This is a genomic window from Bacteroidia bacterium (assembly GCA_040880525.1).
Taxonomy (GTDB): Bacteria; Bacteroidota; Bacteroidia; order CAILMK01; family JBBDIG01; genus JBBDIG01.
In genome coordinates, this window is the sequence record JBBDIG010000019.1 from 1 (window position 1) to 25,982 (window position 25,982).

At 46.9% G+C, this 25,982-nt stretch carries 3 protein-coding genes; all 3 read left to right on the forward strand.

Annotated features, from left to right (window positions below; all coding sequences use genetic code 11):
• Positions 1-72: 72 nt before the first annotated feature.
• Positions 73-9,495: a T9SS type A sorting domain-containing protein gene (locus WD077_04920; protein ID MEX0966558.1), complete on the forward strand. Its 9,423-nt coding sequence runs from the start codon at positions 73-75 to the stop codon at positions 9,493-9,495.
• 253 nt (positions 9,496-9,748) lie between these two features.
• Positions 9,749-18,406, forward strand: coding sequence for a right-handed parallel beta-helix repeat-containing protein (locus WD077_04925; GenBank protein ID MEX0966559.1), 8,658 nt, complete (start codon positions 9,749-9,751; stop codon positions 18,404-18,406).
• 142 nt (positions 18,407-18,548) lie between these two features.
• On the forward strand, positions 18,549-25,661 hold the full coding sequence (locus tag WD077_04930; GenBank protein MEX0966560.1) for a T9SS type A sorting domain-containing protein: 7,113 nt from the start codon (positions 18,549-18,551) through the stop codon (positions 25,659-25,661).
• Positions 25,662-25,982: the final 321 nt, after the last annotated feature.

Sequence of the window (25,982 nt, forward strand, 5' to 3'; positions counted from 1 at the left end):
AACCGGATCTGGAACAACATTTTTGCGAACAGCGGTGGCGGCCCCGCAGTGTATTACCACCGGCCAAACGACTTGCAGTCAGACTACAACAATTTCTACAGCACCGCCTGCAATCTGGGCCGTTATGACAGCACCAGTCCAAGTTTTCAAATATTCTACCCGGTTGACCTGGCCGAATGGCAAAGCATTACCGGCCTGGACCAGAACTCCCTGGAGGTAAATCCTGCCTTTGTAAATGATACTGACCTGCACTCCATATCCTCCATGCTGGATGGCGCAGGAATAACTACCGGGCGCGTAACCGATGATTTTGACGGCCAGGCGCGCAGCAATCCACCCGATATTGGTGCCGATGAATTTACAGGCGGGGCTGGCACCTATAGTGCGGGCACCTATTCAGTGCCCACTGATTTCGGGACCATACAGGCCGCTATTGATTCCTTTAGCAAACGAGGGATCAATGGGAACATCATCCTTAACATTGCTTCGGGAACTTATACCGAACAGGTGGAGATCAAGGACATCCCGCGCTCATCACCGGCTGACAGCATCATCATCCAATCATCCACACAGGACAGTTCTGATGTGGTGATTCAATACAGCTCCACTGCTTCAGATTCTAACTGGACAGTTTTGCTTGACAAGGCTGAGGGCGTTACCCTTCAGCACCTGACCATCAGGGCCAATGGCAACACCTACAGCAATGCCCTGGCCCTGGCCACAAAGGTCGAGCGGATCAATATCCAGAACAACATCATCGAAGGCCAGGACCTGAATTCTGCCCAGCGGGATGATGCAGTGATCTATGGCAACGGTCTCAGTGCCACTGATCTGAAAATCATGCATAACCTCATAAGGGAAGGTTCGTTTGGTATTGATCTTCGCTTTACCAATAATACCAACTGCGCCACCTCCACCAGTACATTTATCGCTTATAATGTCTTCAGAAGCAATTACAGCAACGGTATGTACATCCAGGATGTATTTTTCCTGAGTGTCATTGAAAATGACATTACATCTGATGATGAATATACAGCATACCACGGCATTTATCTGTGGGACAATGACAGCGCGCTCATGGTGCTGGGCAACTATGTGTATGATGTGAAGAATCTAGCCATGCGGATAGAACATACTGAAAACTCTGCGGGAAATCGCGGACTGGTGGCTAACAACTTCCTCCACTCCCGGGATAATGGTAATGGAGCCTATTTCAATTCTAACGATTACGTCGACATCTTTCATAATTCTGTTCACAAGAGCAACAATACAAGCACGTCTCAGTATGCGATCCAAATGCAGAACAGCGACAACAACAGGGTATGGAACAACATCTTCGCGAATTCAGGCGGTGGGCCTGCAGTGTATTACCATCGCAATGTCAACCTCATTTCTGATTACAATGCTTTCTACAGTACTACCTGTAATCTTGGCCGGTTTGCTTTACCCGTATCTCCATTCACAAACTTTTTCCCGGATGATCTGGCCGAATGGCAATCTGTCACCGGCCTTGATGCCAATTCCTATGAGGTGAATCCCGCATTTTTGAATGACACAGACTTACACTCCATTTCTGCTGTTTTGGATGGTGCAGGAATAACCACCGGGCGCGTAACCCATGATTTTGATATGCAATCCCGTGGAAACCCACCGGATATAGGCGCTGATGAATTTACCGCTGGAGGTTCTGCACTTTCAGGAACATACAGCATTCCTACTGATTTCGGTACATTCCAGGCTGCTATTGATTCATTGGTAGCCCGGGGAATTAACGGAAATGTAATCATAAACGTAGCAAATGGTACATATACCGAGCAAGTGATCGTTCCCAATATTTCTAAAACCAATCCTGGAGATAGTGTCATTTTCCAATCTTCAAGTGGTGTGCGTACTTTGGTGATACTTCAGTATGCTTCTTTGGTAACAGACTCTAACTACACGGTGAAACTTAAAGGTGCTGAAAGTATCACATTTCAGAATTTGACGCTGAAGGCTTTGGGTACAACTTATGGGCGGGTGCTAGAGATCGAATCGTATATCAGAAATGTGAACCTGATCAATAATGAGATTATTGGTGATAGTAGTAATTCCACTTCAACTAACAAAGCTTTGATCTTCGGCAATCCTGTCTACACTGATGATTTTACTGTATCAATGAATGCATTTACAGACGGGTCCGAGGCAATTCACCTTATTTCGAATACTTCAGCCTGTGCTAACGAGAGCCCCATTCATGTACACGATAATAACTTGACAGATCAGTTTTCCAGAGGTGTGTTTCTCCAGCGATTTGATTTCGCTAAAGTTTGTGAGAATGACATAACCACCGCAGGGAATCACTCGACTTTTGAGGGAATTTACTTGCATACCTGTGATAGTGCAATTGAGGTTACAAAGAATAACGTGAATGGTGGAAGAGGAACAGCTTTGCGTTTATGGGACTGTGATGCGTCTTCAGGCAAAGAGGGAAAGATATACAACAACATGCTGCAGACTCATACCAATGGAAGTACAGTAGACATTCAGCATTGCTCATATCAGAATTTTTATCACAATAGTGTTCATCTTTCCAACTCTTCAAATAGCAACATTTACGCTGCCATCATTTGGCATCAGGGACCGATTAGAGTTGTGAACAATATTTTCTCAAATTCAGGTGGTGGACCAACCGTCTACTTTACTAATGGGACCAACATTGATACATCGGACCATAATGATTTTTATTGGACCGGATCCACATTTGGCCGTTGGTTTAATACGGTTGTTAACAGCTTTGGTGCCTGGCAAACTACTTCAGGTCAGGATGCAAATTCTGATACGCTGGATCCCCGGTTCGTTTCAACCACTGACCTGCACCTTACGGATTCATCACTTGCCAATATCGGAATGGATTTACTTGCTGAAGTACCCGAGGACATTGACGAGGACCCGCGTACAACCACACCATTCGTGGGAGCAGATGAATACACAGGGGCCTGTCCGGGTATTTTCACTAACATTAATTGGCAAAACCCGTCCTGCAACGGAGGGAATGACGGCTATGCTATTGTAACAGTGACTGGTGGGGCTACACCGTATACCTATGACTGGTCAAATAATGACACCACTGACAGCATCGGCAGCCTGTCCGCAGGACTTTACGTGGTGACTGTTACAGACAATAATAACTGCGAGGTCAGGGATTCTGTCATCCTCAGCAATCCCCCCGCAATAAACCTGAGCGTATCAACCACTCCGGTAAGTTGCAATGGCGGAAATGATGGCTCAGCTTATGTTTCCAACCTGACCGGAGGAATGGCCCCATACAGCTATTTGTGGAGTTCAAACGAAACCGTGGATTCCATCTTTGGCAAAACTGCTGGCGGGTACTCCTTAACGGTTACTGATTCTAATGGATGCCAGGAAACAGAAAATTTCAACATTACCCAACCCAGTCCGCTTTCTGTATTTTTCAGTCCGGTGGTAGGAGTAAACTGCAGCGGAGACAGCACAGGTTCTGCAAGGGCGCTGGTTTCCGGTGGAAATGGCGGCTATTCCTATAGCTGGAGCAACGGAGATCTCACACAAACTGCCGATAGCCTTGCTGCCGGATATCACACAGTAACTGTAACCGACTCCAAAGGATGCATGGTTGTGGATTCTGTACTGATTAACCAGCAGCCGCCAATCACCATTAACTTCAATTCCAGCAATGCCCAGTGCAACAATGATAGTACAGGTTCTGCAACTGCATTCGTATCAGGTGGGCAATCGCCATATTCCTACAGTTGGAGCAATGGCGACATGACCCAAACTGCTGACAGCCTCCCTGCCGGTACGCACTATGTAACCGTAACTGATGTTAACGGCTGCACCGGCAATGATTCGGTAACTATAACACAGCCCTCTGCACTGACCACTTCAATTCCACATAACGATGTGAATTGTAATGGAGACAGCACCGGATCTGCCATGGTCAATGTATTTGGCGGGACATCCCCATTCAGTTACAACTGGAGCAACGGTGAAACCACCGCGGCCATAGACAGTCTTGCTGCCGGGATATATTATGTGCAGGTAACTGACGACAATGGTTGTATGGGATCCGATTCTGTTATAATCAATGAACGTCCGGCTTTGGTGTTGAATCTTGACTCAACGGATGTAACCTGTAATGGAGCTGCCGATGGAACCGCTACGGTATCAGTAAGTGGCGGAACACCGGGATATTCTTACGCCTGGAGCAATGGGGACATTACGGCAACAGCCGACTCTTTGCCAGCCGGAATTTACCAGGTGGTGGTTACCGACTTTTTCGGATGTATAGATTCAGCATCTATTCAGGTCAACGAGCCTGCAGCACTTACCATATCCATTAATAACACTGATCTATTGTGTCATGGTGACAGCACGGCCACTGCCACGGCTTCTGTAAATGGTGGCACTCCCCCCTACTCTTATCAGTGGAGCAATGGGGATGCAACGGCAACGGCAGACAGCCTCCCGGCCGGAATGCACTACCTCACTGTTACTGATTCAAATGGTTGCCAGGTAATGGATTCAGTGGAGATCACACAGCCTTCACTCCTTTCACTTGGCCAGAACCATACAGATGTTTCCACTTCCGGAGGCAATGACGGTTCAATCGACCTGAGCGTATCAGGCGGAACATTTCCTTATACTTATCTGTGGAGCAATAATGCCAACACTCAGGACATAAACAACCTTACCGCGGGGCAGTACTGCGTGTTGGTGACCGATGACAATGGGTGTCAGGACAGCCTCTGCGTTATAATCAACGAGCCCGGCTGTGCCGGATTTTCCGTAACAGTCGATTCCACTGATGTTTCCTGTAATGGTGGTGATGATGGTACGGCCACGGCAGTCGTGACCGGTGGTGCCTCACCATATTCCTATAACTGGAGTAATGGGGATACGGGCATCATGGCAGATACATTGAGTGCCGGGGCTTATTCGCTCACGGTGGTTGACAACAATAATTGTAGTACCAGCACCAACTTTGTAATCAACGAACCCAGTGAATTGCTCGTAACGGTGAACGGAACCGATGTGCTATGCAATGGCGATAACACCGGAACGGCCACAGCCAATGTTTCAGGCGGAACAACTCCTTATTCTTATTCCTGGAGTAATGGTGATACAACTTCAACTGCTGACAGCCTTGACGCAGGAATGCACTACGTTACGATTACTGATTCTAATGGGTGCATGACATTGGATTCTGTAGAGATAACAGAACCACCGGCCTTATCCGTTTCAACTTCAGGAACCGATGTATTGTGCAATGGAAACAATAGCGGCACTGCAACAGCCAACGTTACTGGCGGAACCGGCCCATACAACTATGAGTGGAGCAATGGTGATACGGGTTCAACTGCTGACAGCCTTGCTGCAGGAATTCATTATGTCACCGTTACGGATGACAATGGTTGTATGATCCTGGATTCAGTTGAGATTTTGGAACCACCTGCCCTCTCTGTTTCAACCTCAGGAACGGATGTGCTTTGCAATGGTGATAACACCGGATCAGCAACAGCGACACCATCAGGTGGAACCATGCCTTATGCCTATAATTGGAGCAATGGCGACATGACCCCAACTGCTGATAGCCTCGCAGCCGGTTGGCATTACGTAACGGTTACAGATTCCAATGGCTGCATGGTGACGGATTCGGTTGAGATCACTGAGCCTGCTGTATTGGACCTTACCCACAACAGAACAGATGTTTCCACCAATGGCGGCTCTGACGGTTCAATTGATCTCACCGTCTTAGGAGGAACATCACCTTACTCCTATCTGTGGTCTAATTCTGACACCACCCAGGACATTTCAGGCCTTACCGCTGGACAATATTGTGTGGTAGTTACAGACGACAATGGTTGCATAGACAGCGTTTGCGTCAACATCACTGAACCAGCACCTGGCTGTCCTTCCCTGGGCCTATCTACCGTTGATACTGACGTGCTTTGCAATGGAGGCAATACAGGATCCTCCACTGTTTCTACTTCCGGTGGAACTGCACCGTTTACCTATCAATGGTCAAATGGCGATACCGGTACCACTGCTGATTCTCTCTCTGCAGGCGCTTATTCCGTAATTGTTACTGACGACAATGGATGTGTAGATACTGCCACCGTGAATATTTCAGAACCGGCTTTACTGACCGTGTCAGTTTCAGGAACGGATGTGCTTTGCAATGGTGATAACACCGGGTCTGCAACAGCTACTCCTTCAGGAGGCACAACGCCTTATGAATACAGTTGGAACAATGGCGATATGACAGCAACTGCCGATAGCCTCGCAGCCGGATGGCACTATGTAACCGTTACCGATTCCAACGGCTGCATAGTCACTGATTCGGTGGAAATTACGGAACCAGCGTTACTGACTGTTACGACTTCTGTGGACAATCATGTTTCCTGCAATGGAGAAAGCAATGGCATGGCCACAGCATCAGCATCTGGCGGCACAATGCCTTATGAATTCAGTTGGAGCAATGGCGACATGACGGCAACTGCTGATAGCCTTCCAGCCGGATGGCATTACGTTATGGTGACAGATTCGAATGGCTGTATGGTGACGGATTCAGTAGAGATCACTGAGCCTGCTGTATTGGACCTTACCCACAGCAGTACAAATGTTTCTACAAATGGCGGCTCTGACGGATCAATTGATCTCACTGTCACTGGAGGAACATCACCTTACTCCTATCTTTGGTCTAATTCAGCCACCTCGCAGGACATTTCAGGCCTTACTGCTGGGCAATATTGTGTGGTCGTTACAGATGACAATGGTTGCATAGACAGCGTTTGCGTCATCATCACTGAACCTGCACCGGGTTGTCCTTCGCTGGGCCTCTCTACTATTGATAATGACGTACTTTGCAATGGAGGAAATACGGGCTCATCCACTGTTTCTACTTCCGGTGGAGCTGCACCGTTTTCTTATCAGTGGTCAAATGGCGATACAGGAACCATTGCTGATTCCCTCTCCGCTGGTGCTTATACCGTGATAGTTACTGACAGCAATGGATGTGCAGATACCGCCACCGTGAATATTTCAGAACCGACTTTACTGACCATGTCTGTTTCAGGAACGGATGTGCTTTGCAATGGTGATAATACCGGGTCTGCAACAACTACTCCTTCAGGAGGCACAACGCCTTATGCATACAACTGGAGCAATGGCGATATGACGGCAACTGCCGATAGTCTCGCAGCCGGATGGCATTACGTTACAGTGACAGACTCCAACGGCTGCATGGTCACGGATTCCGTGGAGATAACCGAACCTGCTATTTTGAGTGTTTCCATTTCGGGAGTTGGCCATGTGCTTTGCAATGGTGAAAACACCGGAGCAGCAACTGCTAATGCTTCAGGAGGAACAACGCCTTATTCATATAGTTGGAGTAATGGCGACAAGACCGCAACTGCCGACAGCCTCGCAGCCGGATGGCATTACGTTACGGTGACAGATTCAAATGGCTGCATGGTCACGGATTCGGTAGAGATTACCGAACCTGCGTTACTGACAGTTTCTGTCTCTGTTGACAATCATGTTTCCTGCAATGGCGGCAGCAATGGAATGGCCACAGCATCAGCTTCCGGGGGAAGTAATCCTTATGAATACATCTGGAGCAATGGCGACATGACTGCCACAGCCGATTCACTGCCTGCAGGATGGCACTATGTCACTATTATGGACGACAACGGATGTACCCTGCTGGATTCCGTTGAAATTTCAGAACCCACACCAATTGAGATTACGGGCAATGTAACTGATGAATCCAGTTCAGGCGCTTCTGACGGGGCTATAAATATTACAGTTACCGGTGGTACTGCTCCTTATGCTTTCGCGTGGAGCAACAGCGACACCACTGAAGATATTTCCGGGCTGTCTTCAGGAAATTATTGGGTGGTGGTGACCGATGACAATGGCTGCCAGGATTCTGCAGAATTTGATGTATTTGTAGGAGCGGTTGTTCCGGTTGTAAAGGTTACTCCTTCTGACAGTATTGGTTCAGGCCGCGCAGGATATTCCACAGCCATCAGAGGCGACTGGGCAATAGCAGGTGCCCCGCTGGATACTACTTATGGGCCTAAATCAGGGGCTGCTTATATTTATCAGAAAGTTGGCGGGGCATGGACAAGCCATGACAAACTCACATCAACCTCGAACCAGTCTGGTGATAAATTCGGCTTTGCTGTGGACATTTATGATACGCTCGCCATTATCGGAGCCCCCGAGGAAAACAGCCTCGGCTTTGGTACCGGTGTAGCCTACGTGTTTGCCCGCAGGTCTGGCTCATGGGTCGAACTCCAAACCCTAACTGCTCCAACCATCAAACGTGGCGACTTCTATGGCTATGATGTGGCAATCTTTGGGGAACGAATCGCAATTGGAAGTTTTGGGGCTGATCTCTCGGGTTACACACAATCAGGCGCAGTCTATATTTATGAAAGATCTGCAGGCACCTGGGCTCACACAGAAACGCTGTTGCCAAATGACGTAAACCACAACGACTACACCGGTCTCTCCGTGGATATGTATGAAGACCGCGTGGTGGCAGGATCGCCCACCAAAAACTCAGGATTGCTCTTAAAGGCCGGTGCTGCTTACGTCTGGAAATATGATGGCGCAGGCAACTGGGCGCAGGAGGGCAAGCTGGTTTCAGGCGACCTGGATACCCGCGATTCATTCGGTATATCAGTGGCCGTTGTAGATAGCACCGTGATCGTAGGTGCTTATGGTAATGATGATGACGGCAACAACTCTGGTTCGGCTTACATCTTTCAGAAAGGTGCTAGCACGTATGCGCAAACAGGTAAACTCACCGCGAGCGATGGCGATGCCACCCATCTGTTCGGCCATTCCGTAGGCATTACAAATGACACTGCCATTGTAGGGGCCTATGCTGATGACCACAGCGGCATCCGCTCAGGTTCTGCCTATCTCTTCGCCAACAGTGGCGGCTGGGGCCAGTTCAAAAAGCTGGTGGCACCCACGCCTGGCGCGTATGAAGATTATGGATTCTCTGTGGATGCCTCTGAAGACTGGGCAATGGTAGGTGCAAAGGGCGATGGCGAAGTAGCTGCCCTGGCGGGAGCTGTGTATTTCTATCACCTGCCGTCTGTTCCCACGCCAATCCTGGTGCATCGTGAGACCAACCTTTTTGATGAGGATGGTGAAGATGCTGGAAATGATGAAGAAAGCGCCATATCAGCTTTTGACATCGCTGAGGAAGAAGCATTTGAACGGATGTTTGATCAAATCACAGTTTATCCCAACCCGGCCCGCGACAGGCATGACATCAACATCAGCATTCCCGAAGGCAAAGAAGCCCAGGTGCAGATTATTGATGCAGCAGGCAACTTTGTGGTAAACCGCTTTGAGTATGGACCTATGAAGATCCACAACCTTCGGGCTGGCGTTTACTTCCTGCGCATCCAGATTGATGCACATGTGGTACACAGGAAAATTGTTGTAGTAAAATAGTTCATCAAATACCACTTTTTTCAGATAGGGCTGCCTTCATAGATGGCAGCCCTTTTCTTTTTGAGTTAGACCTGAATTTCCTCTAAATTCGACAAGTAATTTTTTAGCAATTCTTCCCTCTATAAGAAATACACTCGGCATCTAAAGAAGTACATTAGCGTATATTCCTCTTCCTGAATTTTAATGAAGTACATTCGGGGCTACTCGCCCATGTTTTTTTACCATGATCTCAAATCAGTCAATATTTTTAACTATGAAAACGCTTACAACTACCCTGGTACTAATGCTGCTTTTTGGCTTCACTTCAATTATGGCCCAGCCCCTGAGTGGAAGCTATAGCATAGATGCCGGGATGGCAACCGGAGGAACCAACTATCAGAACTTTACTGATGCCGTGAGCGATCTCACAACCAATGGAATTTCCGGAAATGTAATTTTCAATATCGCATCTGGAACTTATCCTGAACAAATCACGATTCCGTGGATTTCCGGCTCCTCCCCTAGCGACTCCATAATCTTTCAGTCGGCCACCGGAGATAGTACCGATGTTGTGCTCACCTATAATGCAGGCAGTTCAGCGAACTACACCTTGCAACTTGACAGCACTGCCTACATTACTTTCCAAAACCTGACCCTTCGGGCTTCCAATCTCACTTATGGCCGGGTGGTACTTTTTACAGATTATGTGAAGAGCATTCATTTCCTGAACAACCATATTCTTGGTACAGATGCAAATGGCGCTGCAAACAGCATATTGGTTTATGGCAATAATATCGGAGGGTCCGATATTAACTTTGAGAATAACAGAATTGAAGAAGGTGCCAATGGAATATATCTTAATTTTAAGGGGAGTTCACGCGGGACAGATATAACGATCGCCAACAATTTCTTCCTGAACAATTTTTTGAGGGGAATAGATTTGACGCGGATAAACTTTTTGGAGGTCCGCGGGAACAAGCTAACCACTGACGATGAAGCCACCGGATACATTGGAATCTTTCTTTTTGATGTTGACAGTGCCTTAAAGGTAATTGGAAATCAGGTATCTGATATAAAAAATGTAGCATTGTACCTCCAATTTTCAGAGAACTCATCAACTGACCGGGGCCTGATTGCCAATAATTTCTTCCATGCACGGGATAATGGTGATGCGGTCATGTTGATCAGGAGCAATGAATATCTGGATATATTCCATAACTCCGTTAATCGCAGTGATGACGCCAACCAAGACGATTATGCCCTGGAATTCCAATTTGGGAATAACAATCGAATCTGGAACAATAATATCGCAAACACAGGTGGTGGGCCGGCTATCTATTATCATCGACCGGGTAATCTAACTTCAGACTATAACAATCTCAATGTGCCGGGCTGTAATTTGGGCAGGTATACCTCGCCAGTTTCGCCATTTACGGAATCCTATCCCGGCAATCTCGTTGAATGGCAGGCTACAACGGGATTAGATCCAAACTCAATTTCAGTTAATCCTGCATTTAAAAGTGACAAAGACTTGCACTCCAGTTCATTTATCCTTAGGAATGCAGGTGTAAATACCAGCCAGGTAAGTAATGATTTTGACGGGGAACCGCGCAGTAACCCACCGGACATTGGGGCAGACGAAATAATGGGCCCCGGGCCTTATGCAGGCGGCACTTATACAGTTCCTGGTGATTTTGTCACCATACAGGCAGCCGTAGATTCATTGGCGGCACGCGGGATTGGAGGCAATGTAGTACTCAATATTACTCCCGGCACTTACAATGAACAAGTGGAAATCGGGTACATTTCCCGAGCTTCTATCAGCGACTCCATCATCATCCAATCCTCAACGCAGGACAGTTCGGATGTGATTATCCAACATACCTCCACCCAAAGCACGGCAAATTGGACCATATTATTGGACCAGACGGAAGGATTGACCTTACAGCACCTTAGCATCAGGGCCAACAACAATACCTACGGGCATGCCTTGGTGTTAACAAAAAGGGTGGACGGCCTAAACATTCTCAATAATTCAATTGAAGGGACGGATATGAGTACCAACGGCACAGATGGCGCTCTGATATATGGGAACAATGTACTTAGCACCAGTAGCCTGCACATTGAGAGAAACCTAATGAGCGAGGGTACCCGTGGAATTTCCCTTGATTTTGCGAATAGTGCGATCTGTCTTTCCAATAATACGGTCATCGCGCACAACCAGCTAAGCGGCCATTATGATAGGGGAATTTCCATTCAGAAAGCCTTTTTTCTGCAAGTCCTGGACAATGACATTACCTCTGATGATGAATTTTCAAAATTCGTGGGCATTTACCTCAATGATAATGACAGTGCCCTACAGGTAATGGGCAATTATGTTTCCGATGCCAGGAACATCGCATTGGAACTGAGGAATTCAGATAATTCTGGAGCTAACCGGGGGTTGGTGGCCAATAATTTCGTGCACTCGACCGGCAACGGAAATACTGTTTTGGTTGACAGCAATTCTTATTTGGATTTCTTCCATAATTCCGTGCACCAAAGTACGGGTAACGGGGCAGCATTTTTTGCCTTCGTTTTTGCCAGCGGGGATTCTAACCGGATATTGAACAACATTTTCGCGAATAGCGCAGGAGGGGCTGCTGCATACTATGGATTGGCACCCCAGGCATCAGACTTTAATAATTTCTATAGCACCACATGTTATCTCGGCCGATACATCAATTCTTATCCTATAGATTTAGCTGAATGGCAATCAGTAACCGGACTTGATGCCAACTCCTTTGATGTCAATCCATCTTTCGAAAGCAACAGTGACCTTCACAGCCATTCATCGGTACTTGATGGGGCTGGAGTCTTTACAGGGCGTGTGCCTGGGGATTTTGATGGAGAAGCGCGCAACAATCCTCCAGATATTGGGGCGGATGAATTCACCATCAGCCAGTCGCCCTATGCTGGCGGTACCTATACGGTTCCCGGTAACTTTGCTACGATACAGGCCGCAATGGATTCTCTTGAAAAGCGGGGCATAGCCGGTACTGTGCTTTTGAATATTGCCTCGGGCACTTACAATGAACAGGTTGAGGTAGGGTACATTGAGCGCGCGTCCAGTACTGATTCTATCATCATACAATCATCCACGCAAGACAGTAGCGATGTGGTGATCGAATATGCGTCTATGCGTGCCGATTCGAACTGGACGGTGCTATTGGATGGTACGGAAGGAATTACCATCAGGCACCTGACCATACGCGCCACAGGCACTAATTACGGGCGGGCATTGGTGTTCTCAGATCGGCTAATAGATGTGAATATCCTGAATAATGCGGTTCAGGGCACGGACTATAACGGCAATCTCACCGATTTCTCAGGAATCTTTACGGAGAAACTTGGCGCTACTAATCTTCGTATTAGAAATAACCTGGTGGAGGAGGGCGCCTACGGTATTTATCTGCATTTCAACACCTTCTCTGTATGCAGATCGGCCGATAACCTGATTGTAGCCGGCAATAAGGTTATCGGCAGTTTCGTAAACGGTATTGATGTACTCCGGGCTTCCCGGGTCCAGGTGTTGAACAACGAGGTTACTACAGACGATGACTATTGCTGCGGCAGCGGGATATACTTGTACCAGGTGGACAGCAGCCTTAAGGTTACAGGCAATTATGTGTATGATCAGCCCGGTTATGCGCTTTACCTTTTAAATTCAGATAATTCGGCCCTGGACCGTGGGCTGGTGGCCAACAACTTCTTCCATAGCGATTCCAGTGCGGACGGGGTATTTATAAGTGAGGCGACCTATCTGGATGTTTTCCATAATTCTGTTCATAAAACCAATAACAACAGCACGGACGAATATGCCTTTGTGATCCGGGAGGGCAGCGACAATCGCATTCTCAACAACATCTTCGCAAACAGCGGTGGCGGCCCGGCAGCGTTCTATTTCCGCCCGGATGGCCTAACCAGCGATTACAATGGCTTCTTCAGTACTTCCTGCAACCTGGGACGGTACGATAGCACCGCCCCCAGTTTGGAAACCTACTTTCCCGCCAACCTCGCTGAATGGCAGGCTGTATCGGGGCTTGACATGAACTCACTGCAAGTGAACCCTGCTTTTGCCAGTAATGCGGACCTTCACTCCAGTTCGATTTCACTGAACAATGTGGGCATGACCACGGGCCGTGTGCCCAACGATTTCGATGGGGAGGCGCGCAACAACCCGCCTGACATTGGTGCCGATGAATATGGCCTAACGGGTGCCCCACCCTATGCGGGAACCTATTCCGTCCCGACTGATTTTGCCACCATACAAACGGCCGTGGATTCCTTTGCCAAGCGCGGCATTAACGGAAATGTGGTGCTCAATATCGCCACGGGCACCTACAATGAGCAGATAGAGATACCCAACATTCAGCGATCAGCGGCTGCGGACACCATCATCATCCAGTCATCCACGCTGGACACAGCGGACGTGATAATAGAATATGCAGCCTCACAAGCCGATTCCAACTGGACGATATTGCTGGATAATGTGAAGGGGCTGACACTGCGGCACCTGACGATCCGTGCTATTGGGGGTGCTTATGACCGGGGCATCGCCATCCAGACCCAAGTAGAAAATGTGAACATTCTCAACAACGCACTGGAGGGTGGCACACCACTTTATGGGAATGGGTTTTTTGACAACGATCTGATCATAGTCAAAAACCAGATAACAGCCAGCGTCAGGGCTATAGATTTCAGCTACGAATACAGCAATGCCTGTAGTAGCAATAGCAGCCTTAACCATACTGTGATAGACAGTAACATAGCTTCCAATGGCGTAGCCCTGGGATATGCCTTGAACCCAAATATCCGCTACAATGATTTGGTGGGGCCCATTAGTTTGGAGAGAGGGCAGGATGCCCTGGTGGCCAACAACCAGTTGGCAGGTGGTGTATTTGCCTTTAGTACCGTGAACCTCACGGTCAGGGACAATGAGTTAAGTTCAACCAATGGCAAGATCGGCCTAACTACCGATACGAATACTACCATCGCCAATAACCGGATACAGCAAGGTATATCTTCTGACGGCTCGTTGTACCTGACCATTCACGGCAATGAGATCGGCAGGGGAATAAGTGTGGACGATGCCGAGGAAAACTTTACCATAACACAGAACCAGATATTCAATGTGGGAGGCCCTGCACTTGAAGTCAGGCGGTTTAATTATCCAAGTGACGCGTATTTGGCCAATGGTTTAATCGCGAACAACTTCATCTATTCCACAGGCAGTGGCCATGGGGTTCATTTATATCTTAATACTTCAATTGATTTCCACAATAATTCGGTGCATAAAACCGGCAATTCCGATCCCAACGTGTATGCATTCGTAGTGGAATTCGGAGGTGGTACTTTTGTAAAGAACAACATTTTGGTTAATAGCGGTGGCGGTCCTATCGTATTTTACTATGATGGATCAACAACATCCGACTACAATAATTTCTTCGGTTCGCCTTGCATATTTGGGCGTTATGGGGATCTTTATCTTCCAACCGACCTTGCCGAGTGGCAGGTTGTCACAAGGCGAGAGGACGCACATTCCTTTTACGGAGATCCTATGTTTTTGAACGACAGTGACCTGCACATCAATATCGCTTTTCTTGATGGCGCAGGAACAAGTTTAAGCCAGGCAACAATGGACTTTGACGGTGAGCCGCGCAATAACCCACAGGACATCGGTGCCGATGAATTTACGTATACCGGGCCAGGTCCTTATGCAGGTACTTATTCCGTTCCCACCGATTTTGCCACCATTCAGGATGCGGTGGATTCCTTTACAATTGGGGGCATGACAGGCAATGTAGTGCTGAATATTGAACCCGGCACCTACAATGAGCAGGTTGAAATCGGTCGAATACATCGCTTCTCTTCAGGAGACAGTATCATTATTCAATCAGAAAACCAGGACAGCGCTGACGTAATTATTGAATTCGCCTCCACCTCCAGCGACTCCAATTGGACGGTCCTTTTGGCTGAGGCCCAATACCTGACCTTGCAACATCTCACCATTCGCAATACGGGTGGCACAACTGCCCTGGCCATACAGGACAGGATAAGGGAAGTCAATATCCTCAACAATCAACTTGAAGGGTCTGGCAGCAAGGCCTTGCATGGGAATGCAAGGATAGACGACCTCTTGATTGCGAATAATCAGGTAAACGGTATTTATATGTTAACCCCTCAATGTGGCATTCATAGCAGTGCTGTTGCGATTGTTGATGGCAATATCTCTGATGAAGGGATATATATCGAGGGAATTAATATGCTCAATGTGCAGTACAACATCGTCACTGCGGATGACTTAGAGGTGGTAGAGGCAGACACCACGTTGCAGATAATCGGAAACCATATTTATGATGGAAAGCTAAAGGTCCTCCATTCTATCAACACTTCTTCGGCACCTGGCCTCATTGCCAACAACTTCGTAAGTGGTGGCGGGATTGACCTGGCATTTACGGCCTATATGAACATCTATCATAATTCGGTCAACAGCCGTTCTGATGCTTTCCGCGTAGCACCCGGACCTGACAACCTCGTTTACAACAACAGTTTCGTGAGTGATTTCGGTTTTGCTATTTACATTGATGAGCCGGTGCTCCTTAATGCAAGTGTCCGCTCTGATTATAATAACCTGCTTACCAACGGAACTTACCTGGCCGCTTATGATCTTGCGGATCCATATTTTACTACTTACCCGGTTAAGTTCTATGAGGATTTGGCAGATTGGCAGCAGGGAACATTAGAAGGTACCAACTCCGTTTCCGTTAACCCTGGATATGTGAACGATACGGACCTTCACGCCAGTTCGAGCGTCCTGAACGGGACAGGCAAGATTGTGAGCGGTGTGCCCTTGGATATTGACAAGGAAACACGCGGAACGCCTCCTGATATCGGTGCCGATGAATTTTCGGGTTCGTGCCCTGGCGCGGTCATCACTTTCACGGTCTATGGCCCGTCCTGCAACGGTGACAGCGATGGCGCTGTGAAGGCCACTGTTACCGGAGGGACACCACCTTACACCTTTCTGTGGTCCACCAATGAAACCACGGACAGCCTCGGAAACCTGTCCGCAGGTAAGTATTTCTTAGAGGTAGGGGATGCGAATGGCTGCACCTATTTTGACACTGCGGACATTGTTGACCCTGCACCACTTGGCATCACAGCGCTGGTCACGGGCGAATCGAGCAATGGGGCATCTGATGGGGCCATTGACATTACCGTGAGCGGAGGTACTACGCCCTACAGCTACCTGTGGAACAATAGCGCCACTTCCGAGGATCTATCGAATATTGGGTCTGGGAATTATAAAGTCATTGTCACCGATTCGAACGGTTGCCAGGATTCCGCTGAATACGAGGTAGACCTAAGAACCATGACGCTCGTGGTGAAAGTCACTCCCTCAAGTAGCGCAGGTTCTGGCCGGGTAGGATTCTCCACTGTAATCAATGGCGACTGGGCGATGGCCGGGGCACCACTTGATGCCACAAAAGGCATAAAAGCAGGTGCAGTCTATGTCTACAAAAGGAATGGTGGCACCTGGACGACAAATGCCAAGCTCACTTCCAATTCCACGCAAGCAGGCGATAAATTTGGATTTGCAGTTGGCATTGATGATACGCTGGCCATTGTCGGTGCGCCCGAAGAGAACAGCCAGGGCTTTGGTACCGGTGTAGCCTACGTGTTTGCCCGCAGGTCTGGCTCATGGGTGGAACTCCAAACCCTAACTGCTCCAACCATCAAACGTGGCGACTTCTATGGCTATGATGTGGCAATCTTTGGGGAACGAATCGCAATTGGAAGTTTTGGGGCTGATCTCTCGGGTTACACACAATCAGGCGCAGTCTATATTTATGAAAGATCTGCAGGCACCTGGGCTCACACAGAAACGCTGTTGCCAAATGACGTAAACCACAACGACTACACCGGTCTCTCCGTGGATATGTATGAAGACCGCGTGGTGGCAGGATCGCCCACCAAAAACTCAGGATTGCTCTTAAAGGCCGGTGCTGCTTACGTCTGGAAATATGATGGCGCAGGCAACTGGGCGCAGGAGGGCAAGCTGGTTTCAGGCGACCTGGATACCCGCGATTCATTCGGTATATCAGTGGCCGTTGTAGATAGCACCGTGATCGTAGGTGCTTATGGTAATGATGATGACGGCAACAACTCTGGTTCGGCTTACATCTTTCAGAAAGGTGCTAGCACGTATGCGCAAACAGGTAAACTCACCGCGAGCGATGGCGATGCCACCCATCTGTTCGGCCATTCCGTAGGCATTACAAATGACACTGCCATTGTAGGGGCCTATGCTGATGACCACAGCGGCATCCGCTCAGGTTCTGCCTATCTCTTCGCCAACAGTGGCGGCTGGGGCCAGTTCAAAAAGCTGGTGGCACCCACGCCTGGCGCGTATGAAGATTATGGATTCTCTGTGGATGCCTCTGAAGACTGGGCAATGGTAGGTGCAAAGGGCGATGGCGAAGTAGCTGCCCTGGCGGGAGCTGTGTATTTCTATCACCTGCCGTCTGTTCCCACGCCAATCCTGGTGCATCGTGAGACCAACCTTTTTGATGAGGATGGTGAAGATGCTGGAAATGATGAAGAAAGCGCCATATCAGCTTTTGACATCGCTGAGGAAGAAGCATTTGAACGGATGTTTGATCAAATCACAGTTTATCCGAACCCGGCCCGCGACAGGCACGACATCAACATCAGCATACCCGAAGGCAAAGAAGCCCAGGTGCAGATTATAGATGCGGCAGGCAACTTCGTGGTAAACCGCTTTGAGTATGGACCCATGAAGATCCACAACCTCCGGGCTGGCGTTTACTTCCTGCGCATCCAGATTGATGCACATGTATACCATCGTAAGTTGGTGGTAGTGAAGTAATATTGCCCTAATTTCGACATCAGTTTTTAATACAAGAAATTCCTCAGTGATTAAGCATATTAAAGCGGAGCCTCAGCTCTTACGTATCTGGAAACAACCTTAAACGAAAGCTATAATCACAAATCAACCAAAATATATCAACATGAAAACGCCTACACTTATCCTTGGATTATTCCTACTATTTGGCTTCACTTCAATTATGGCCCAGCCCCTGAATGGCAGCTATAGCATAGATGCCGGGATGGCTACTGGTGGCACCAACTATCAAACCTTTAATGATGCTGTGAGCGACTTGACAGCCAATGGAATTTCCGGCAACGTAATTTTCAATATCGCATCTGGAACTTACACCGAGCAGGTCACCATTCCGTGGATTTCCGGCACCTCTCCCACTGACTCTATAATCTTTCAGTCGGCCACCGGAGATAGTACGGATGTGGTGCTCACCTATAATGCAAGCAGCTCAGCTAACTACACCTTGCAACTTGACAGCACTGCCTACATTACTTTCCAAAACCTGACCCTTCGGGCTTCCAATCTCACTTATGGCCGGGTGGTACTTTTTACAGATTATGTGAAGAGCATTCATTTCCGGAATAATCATATTCTGGGACAGGATGCAAACGCTGCCAGCAATACAATACTAATCTATGGAAATGCTATTAGAGGATCACATCTGGAATTCAGCAACAACAGAATAGAAGAAGGTGCCAACGGAATATATCTGAACTTTCAGGGTAGTTCGCGTGGAACTCATATTACCATTGCCAATAATTTCATCTTAGATAACTTCTCCAGAGGAGTGGACCTTACCCGGATTAATTTTTTAAATATAATTGGAAACAAAATCACTACTGATGATGAGGCTACAGGCTATATTGGTATTTATCTTTTTGATATTGATAGTGGAATCAGGGTGGTTGGCAACAATGTTTACGATGTGAAAAATGTAGCCCTTTACCTCCAATTTTCAGAGAACTCTTCAACTGACCGGGGCCTGATTGCCAATAATTTCTTCCATGCACGGGATAATGGGGATGCTGTAATGTTGATCAGGAGCAATGAATATCTGGATATTTTCCATAACTCCGTTCACCGCAGTGATGACGCCAACCAAGACGATTATGCCCTGGAATTTCAGTTTGGGAATAACAATCGCATCTGGAACAACAATATCGCAAACACAGGTGGTGGGCCGGCTATCTATTATCATCGACCGGGAAGTCTTGTTTCTGACTATAACAATCTCTATGTGCCGGGCTGTAATTTGGGCAGGTATACCTCACCCGTTTCTCCCTTCACAGATTATGCAGTAGCCGGGCTTCCGGAATGGCAGTCGGTAACAGGATTTGATGCCAATTCCCTTAATGCCAATCCTGCTTTTGTTAACGACACAAATTTGCATTCATCCTCTATCGCGTTAGCGGGTGCGGGGGTATATACAGGGCTTGTGAGTGAAGACATTGACGGTCAACCGAGAAATAATCCTCCGGCCATCGGTGCCGATGAAATTATTGGACAAGTGCCTTATAGTGCTGGAACATACGCTGTACCCAATGATTTTGCTACAATACAGGCTGCCGCTGACTCCTTTGCCAGTTACGGTATTAGCGGACATGTAGTCCTGAATATCGCCCCGGGAACCTATAATGAACAAGTAGAATTTAGGTACATACCCCGTGCATCTCAAAATGACTCTGTAATTATTCAATCATCAACACAGGACAGTTCTGATGTTATTATCGAATTTACCTCAATCCAAAGTGAGGCTAATTGGACAGTAATGCTAAAGGAGGTTGCAGGTATCACGCTGCAATACCTCACTATCAGGGCCAGTGGCACTACCTATGGCCGTGCGCTGGTTTTTGAAAAAAGAATGGAGAATATTAACATCCTGAACAATTTAATTGTGGGGCCGGATGTGACAATTGCAAATACAAATGCCTCCCTTTTTTATGGCGAAGATATTTTCAGTGCAGGCAATTTGCGTATTAAGCATAACATGATCCGGGGAGGATCGCAAGGTATTTCCTTAGTTTTTTCTAATAGCACAAACTGCATATCAGGAAGTACCATTGTCGCCAATAATATTCTCAAGAGCAATTACAATGGTGGAATTTTTATCGAAAACTCTTATTTCCTGCAGCTCCTGAAAAATACCATTACTTCAACGCACAATTATGCTAACTATACAGGAATTGAACTCATCAACAATGACAGCGCACTCGCAGTAATTGGCAACCAAGTGTACAATGTTATGAATCACGCAATGCGTTTGGAAAGCTCAGACAATTCTCCGTCAGCTCGTGGTCTGGTCTCCAATAATTTTTTCCATTCTCATGGCACTGGTGATGGCGTGGTTTTGATCAATAACCAAAATCTGGATATATTTCATAATTCAGTGCATAAAAGCATGAATGCGGATGTGGAAGATTATGCTTTCGTTGAGCAATTAGGGAATAACAACCGCATATTAAATAACATTTTTGCAAATTCAGGTGGTGGCCCGGCTATCAACTATGACCGTTCTGACAACCTCATTTCTGATTATAACAATTTCTATAGCACCGCCTGTAATTTGGGCCGCTACTATGATCTGGTCATAACTGATCCGCAATATTATGGTGACCTGGTCGAATGGCAATCAATCACAGGTTTGGACAGTTCCTCTTATGCAGTCCATCCGGCATTTTTAAATGATTCAGATCTTCATACTACGTCTTTTATTTTAAATAATGCGGGTACACATACAGGCCGTGTACCAATGGATTTTGATGATGAGCCACGTAACAACCCACCTGATATTGGAGCCGATGAATTTATTCCATCTGGCTTGGGACCATACACAACAGGCAGTTATGCAGTTCCTACTGACTTTCTTAACATACAATCAGCCGTAGATTCATTCACATTGCGTGGAATTGACGGCAATGTAATTCTAAACATTGAACCAGGCACCTATTACGAGCAAGTCAAAATATCTTCCATTCCTACCACTTCCCATTTGGATAGCCTCGTTGTGCAATCGGCCACGGAAGACAGCGCTGATGTGACCATTGAATTTGCAGCTGCATCCAGCGATTCAAACTGGACGATTTTATTGGATAATGTATCAAATTTAACGCTCCAGCATCTGACGGTCCGCGCTATTGGAACATTTAAGAATGTTTTGGTAATAAAAACCTTAGTGCAAAATGTAAATATTCTTAACAGCAGGCTGGAAGGGGATCTACCTATTATTGGAAGTGAATTTACCGATAAAGATTTTTTAATTGCAAATAACCGTTTGCTGGGTGCATCTTCAGGTATTTTCTTAAAAATGAAAAGCAGCGAAATATGCAGAAGCAGTCTTAACAATACTACTATTTACAATAATTCATCTAATGAAATACATGTAGAAGGCGCATTGAATCTTAAAATACTAAATAACAAAATAGCTGCTGGCGATAATGGAATAACATTACACAATACCGATAGTGGATTGCAGGTGATTGGCAATTATGTTTATAATGTAGAAAGAACGGCACTTGAAATACGAAACACCGAAAATCATGCAGACAAGCCTGGCCTTGTAGCCAATAATTTTCTTCATTCAAAAGGACAAGGACATACTTTCTTAATGTTTAACAATGAGTTCTTTGACGTATTTCACAACTCCGTTCATTTAAGTGGGGATACTGCTGACTCCAATAAATATGCTTTTACCGTCCAATTTGATCTCAACGACCGCGTTCTCAATAATATCTTTATGAACAGCAGCGGTGGCCCTGTTGTGTGGTATGACGAGGTAGCACTTCTATCAGATTATAATAATTTTTATGGTTCGCCCTGTATTTTTGGCCGCTTTGAAGATTTCGATTTTCCTGCCAACTTATCAGCGTGGCAAACCACTACTGGCTTTGACCTAAATTCCTATGAGACAGACCCTAAATTTCTCAACGATACAGATTTACACGTTACTTCTCTGGTGCTCAATGGTGTAGGCACTCCGGTTTCTGTAACCAATGATATTGATGGAGAAGCCCGCGCCAACCCACCTGATATTGGTGCTGATGAATTTACGCCTGTTGGTATGCCTTATGCCGGAGGAACGTACGCTGTTCCAACCGATTTTCCCTCCATACAATCAGCGATGGATTCTTTTGCCAGGCATGGCATAGACGGGAACGTGATCCTGAATATCGCCCCGGGCACATACAACGAGCAGATAGAAATTCAGTTTATTTACCGTGCTTCACCTGAAGATAGTCTCATTATTCAATCTTCAACAGGTGATAGCGCTGATGTAGTGATACAGTCTGCTTTCACCCCTGTTGTATTAAAGGATGTTGGCGCTTTAACGCTTCAGCATTTGACACTTCGAAGTACGAACAGCTCCACTGTGATAGCATTTCAAAAAAATTTATATAGGATAAAAATTCTGAATAATTTAATGGAAAGTCTTGGTAGTACGAGTATTTATGGAGAAAACTTTCAGGCTTCGGATATTTTAATTGCGAATAATAAATTAAACGGTGTCCGTTTCTTAATTAATAACACTTGTGCCGGGCTAAATACCAATGTAATTATTGAGAATAATGTATCCGGCAGCAGCATTACCGTAGATGGAATTAACGGTCTGAAAATACGGGATAATGTATTGACCCAAGGTTCCCTTACCCTGAGCAATACCGATAGCGGGTTGATGGTAACAGGCAACCATGTGTATAACGGACACCCTGCGTTGACCATTAACTCATCCACTAATTCTTTAGCCAACCGAGGTTTAGTGGCCAATAATTTCTTTCATTCCAGTGGTAGTGGTCATGGAATGCATATAAGATTGGCTGAATATCTTGACCTCTTTCATAATTCGGTGAATAAGACAAATAATAGCAATAGTAACAATTACACGCTGCTAATAGAATTTGGGAGCGATAATAGAATCTATAACAACATATTTGTGAACAGCGGTGGTGGACGGGTGATGTGGTACAATGAAGAATCAAGTCTTATTTCCGATTATAATAACTTCTACACCACGGGCAGCATCCTTGGCCGATACAACGATCCCTTCAGCTTCGGGGTGAGCTTCGATGCTGATCTATCTGATTGGCAAAGCAACTTCGGAGGCCATGACCACAACTCCTTTTCGGTTGACCCCGGCTTTGTGAACGACACCGACTTGCACGTAAGCGCAACGGAACTTAATGGAACGGGCATAACGACTAACCGCGTAACGGTGGATTTTGACAAGGAAACCCGAGGCATTCCTCCTGATATTGGGGCTGATGAATTTATTGGGAACTGTCCGGGAGTTGTTATTTCCTTCACGATTAAAAACCCATCCTGCCACGGTGACAATGATGCATACATAAAAGTATATGTAACCGGTGGAGCAGCACCCTATCTATTTGCGTGGTCCCATGGTCAAACGGGCGACAGCATTGGAAATCTACATCCAACCCGGTACTTTCTCACCACAACAGATACGAACGGATGCAAATACTTCGACACAATAGATATTATCAATCCTGAACCACTGACTATTACAGCGAGTATAACGGATGCATCCGGTGCCGGAACCGCTGACGGAGCCATTGACCTAATGCCAACAGGGGGGACACAACCATACAGCTTCCTTTGGAGCAATAACGCGACATCGGAGGATTTATCGGGCATTGATCGCGGTACTTATAAGGTGGTTCTGACAGATTCAAATGGCTGCCAGGATTCCGCTGAGTTCCTCGTAGAGATCATATCAATTACGCCTGTGGTAAAAATATCACCATCTGATAGCTTAGGCTCAGCCCGCGCAGGATTCTCCACAGCCATTCATGGCGACTGGGCTGTAGCAGGAGCTCCACTTGATACTACTTATGGACCTAAATCAGGTGCTGCCTACATTTACCAAAAGGTGGGTGGTTCATGGACAAGCTATGAAAAGATCACCTCCACTTCTAACCAGGCAGGCGATAAGTTCGGGTCCGCAGTTGGCATTGACGATACCCTTGCCATCATCGGGGCACCAGAAGAAAACAGTCTCGGCTTTGGTACTGGTGCAGCTTATGTTTTTGCCCGAAGGAATGGCGCTTGGGTAGAACTTCAAACCCTGACTGCCCCAGCCATCAAGCGTGGTGATTTCTATGGGTACGATGTGGCTATATTTGGAGATCGCATCGCTATTGGAAGTATTGGTGCTGACCTATCAGGCTATTCCCAGTCCGGTGCTGTTTACATTTATGAAAGAACCGGTGGAACCTGGGCACATACGCATTCCCTGTTGCCGAATGACGTAAACCACAACGACTACACCGGCTTCTCCGTAGATATGTACGGGGATCGCGTGGTGGCAGGATCGCCCACCAAAAACTCCGGATTGCTGACAAAGGCCGGTGCTGCTTACGTCTGGAAATATGATGGCGCAGGCAACTGGGTACAAGAAAGTAAGCTGGTTTCTAATGACCTGGATACCCGCGACTCTTTCGGCATTTCTGTGGGCATTGTGGACAGCTCCGTAATCGTGGGCGCTTATGGCGATGATGATGACGGCAACAACTCCGGCTCTGCCTACATCTTCCAGAAAGGAGCAAGCACTTATTCTCAAACAGGCAAACTCACCGCTGGCGATGGCGATGCCAACCATCTGTTCGGCCATTCCGTAGGCATTACACGTGACACCGCGATTGTTGGCGCTTATGCTGACGACCACAGTGGCATTCGTTCAGGTTCTGCCTATCTCTTTGCCAACAGTGGCGGCTGGGGCCAGTTCAAAAAGCTGGTAGCACCTACGCCTGGCGCGTATGAAGATTATGGATTCTCTGTGGATGCCTCTCAGGACTGGGCAATGGTAGGTGCAAAGGGTGATGGCGAAGTAGCTGCCCTGGCGGGAGCCGTGTATTTCTATCACCTGCCGTCTGTTCCTACGCCTATTATGGTTCAGAATGAGGAAAACCTCTTCGACAACCAGGGAAAAGAAGCAGAAGCCGGGAATGACCAGGCAATCTCAGCCAATGAAATCACGGATGAGTACAATGCGAACCTGGACAGAATTACGGTATATCCTAATCCGGCCCGCGACAGGCACGACATCAACATCAGTATACCCGAAGGCAAAGAAGCCCAGGTGCAGATTATAGATGCAGCAGGCAACTTCGTGGTAAACCGCTTTGAGTATGGACCCATGAAGATCCACAACCTCCGGGCTGGCGTTTACTTCCTGCGCATCCAGATTGATGCACATGTGGTACACAGGAAAATAGTTGTAGTTAAATAATAATCAAATACCACTTTTTCAAAAAGGGCTGCTTCTACAAAAGGTAGCCCTTTTTATTTTTTTGAGAAATAGCAACAACATTTGTATTTGAGGCAGTGAATATAACTCTTCGGAATTGGCTAATGCTTTTCTCCTGTATTTCTATAATAATTTCATTCGTTCCAGATTTCATAATAACACATAAATTCATACGTGTCCTTATACACCTTTGATTCTAACAGTCCTCTCCAAATGCTTGTATCGCGTCACGGTCGGGAACGTCCGGCCACAATAAATTAACGGAATAATAAATATAAACAATAACAAAAAGAAAGATCATTA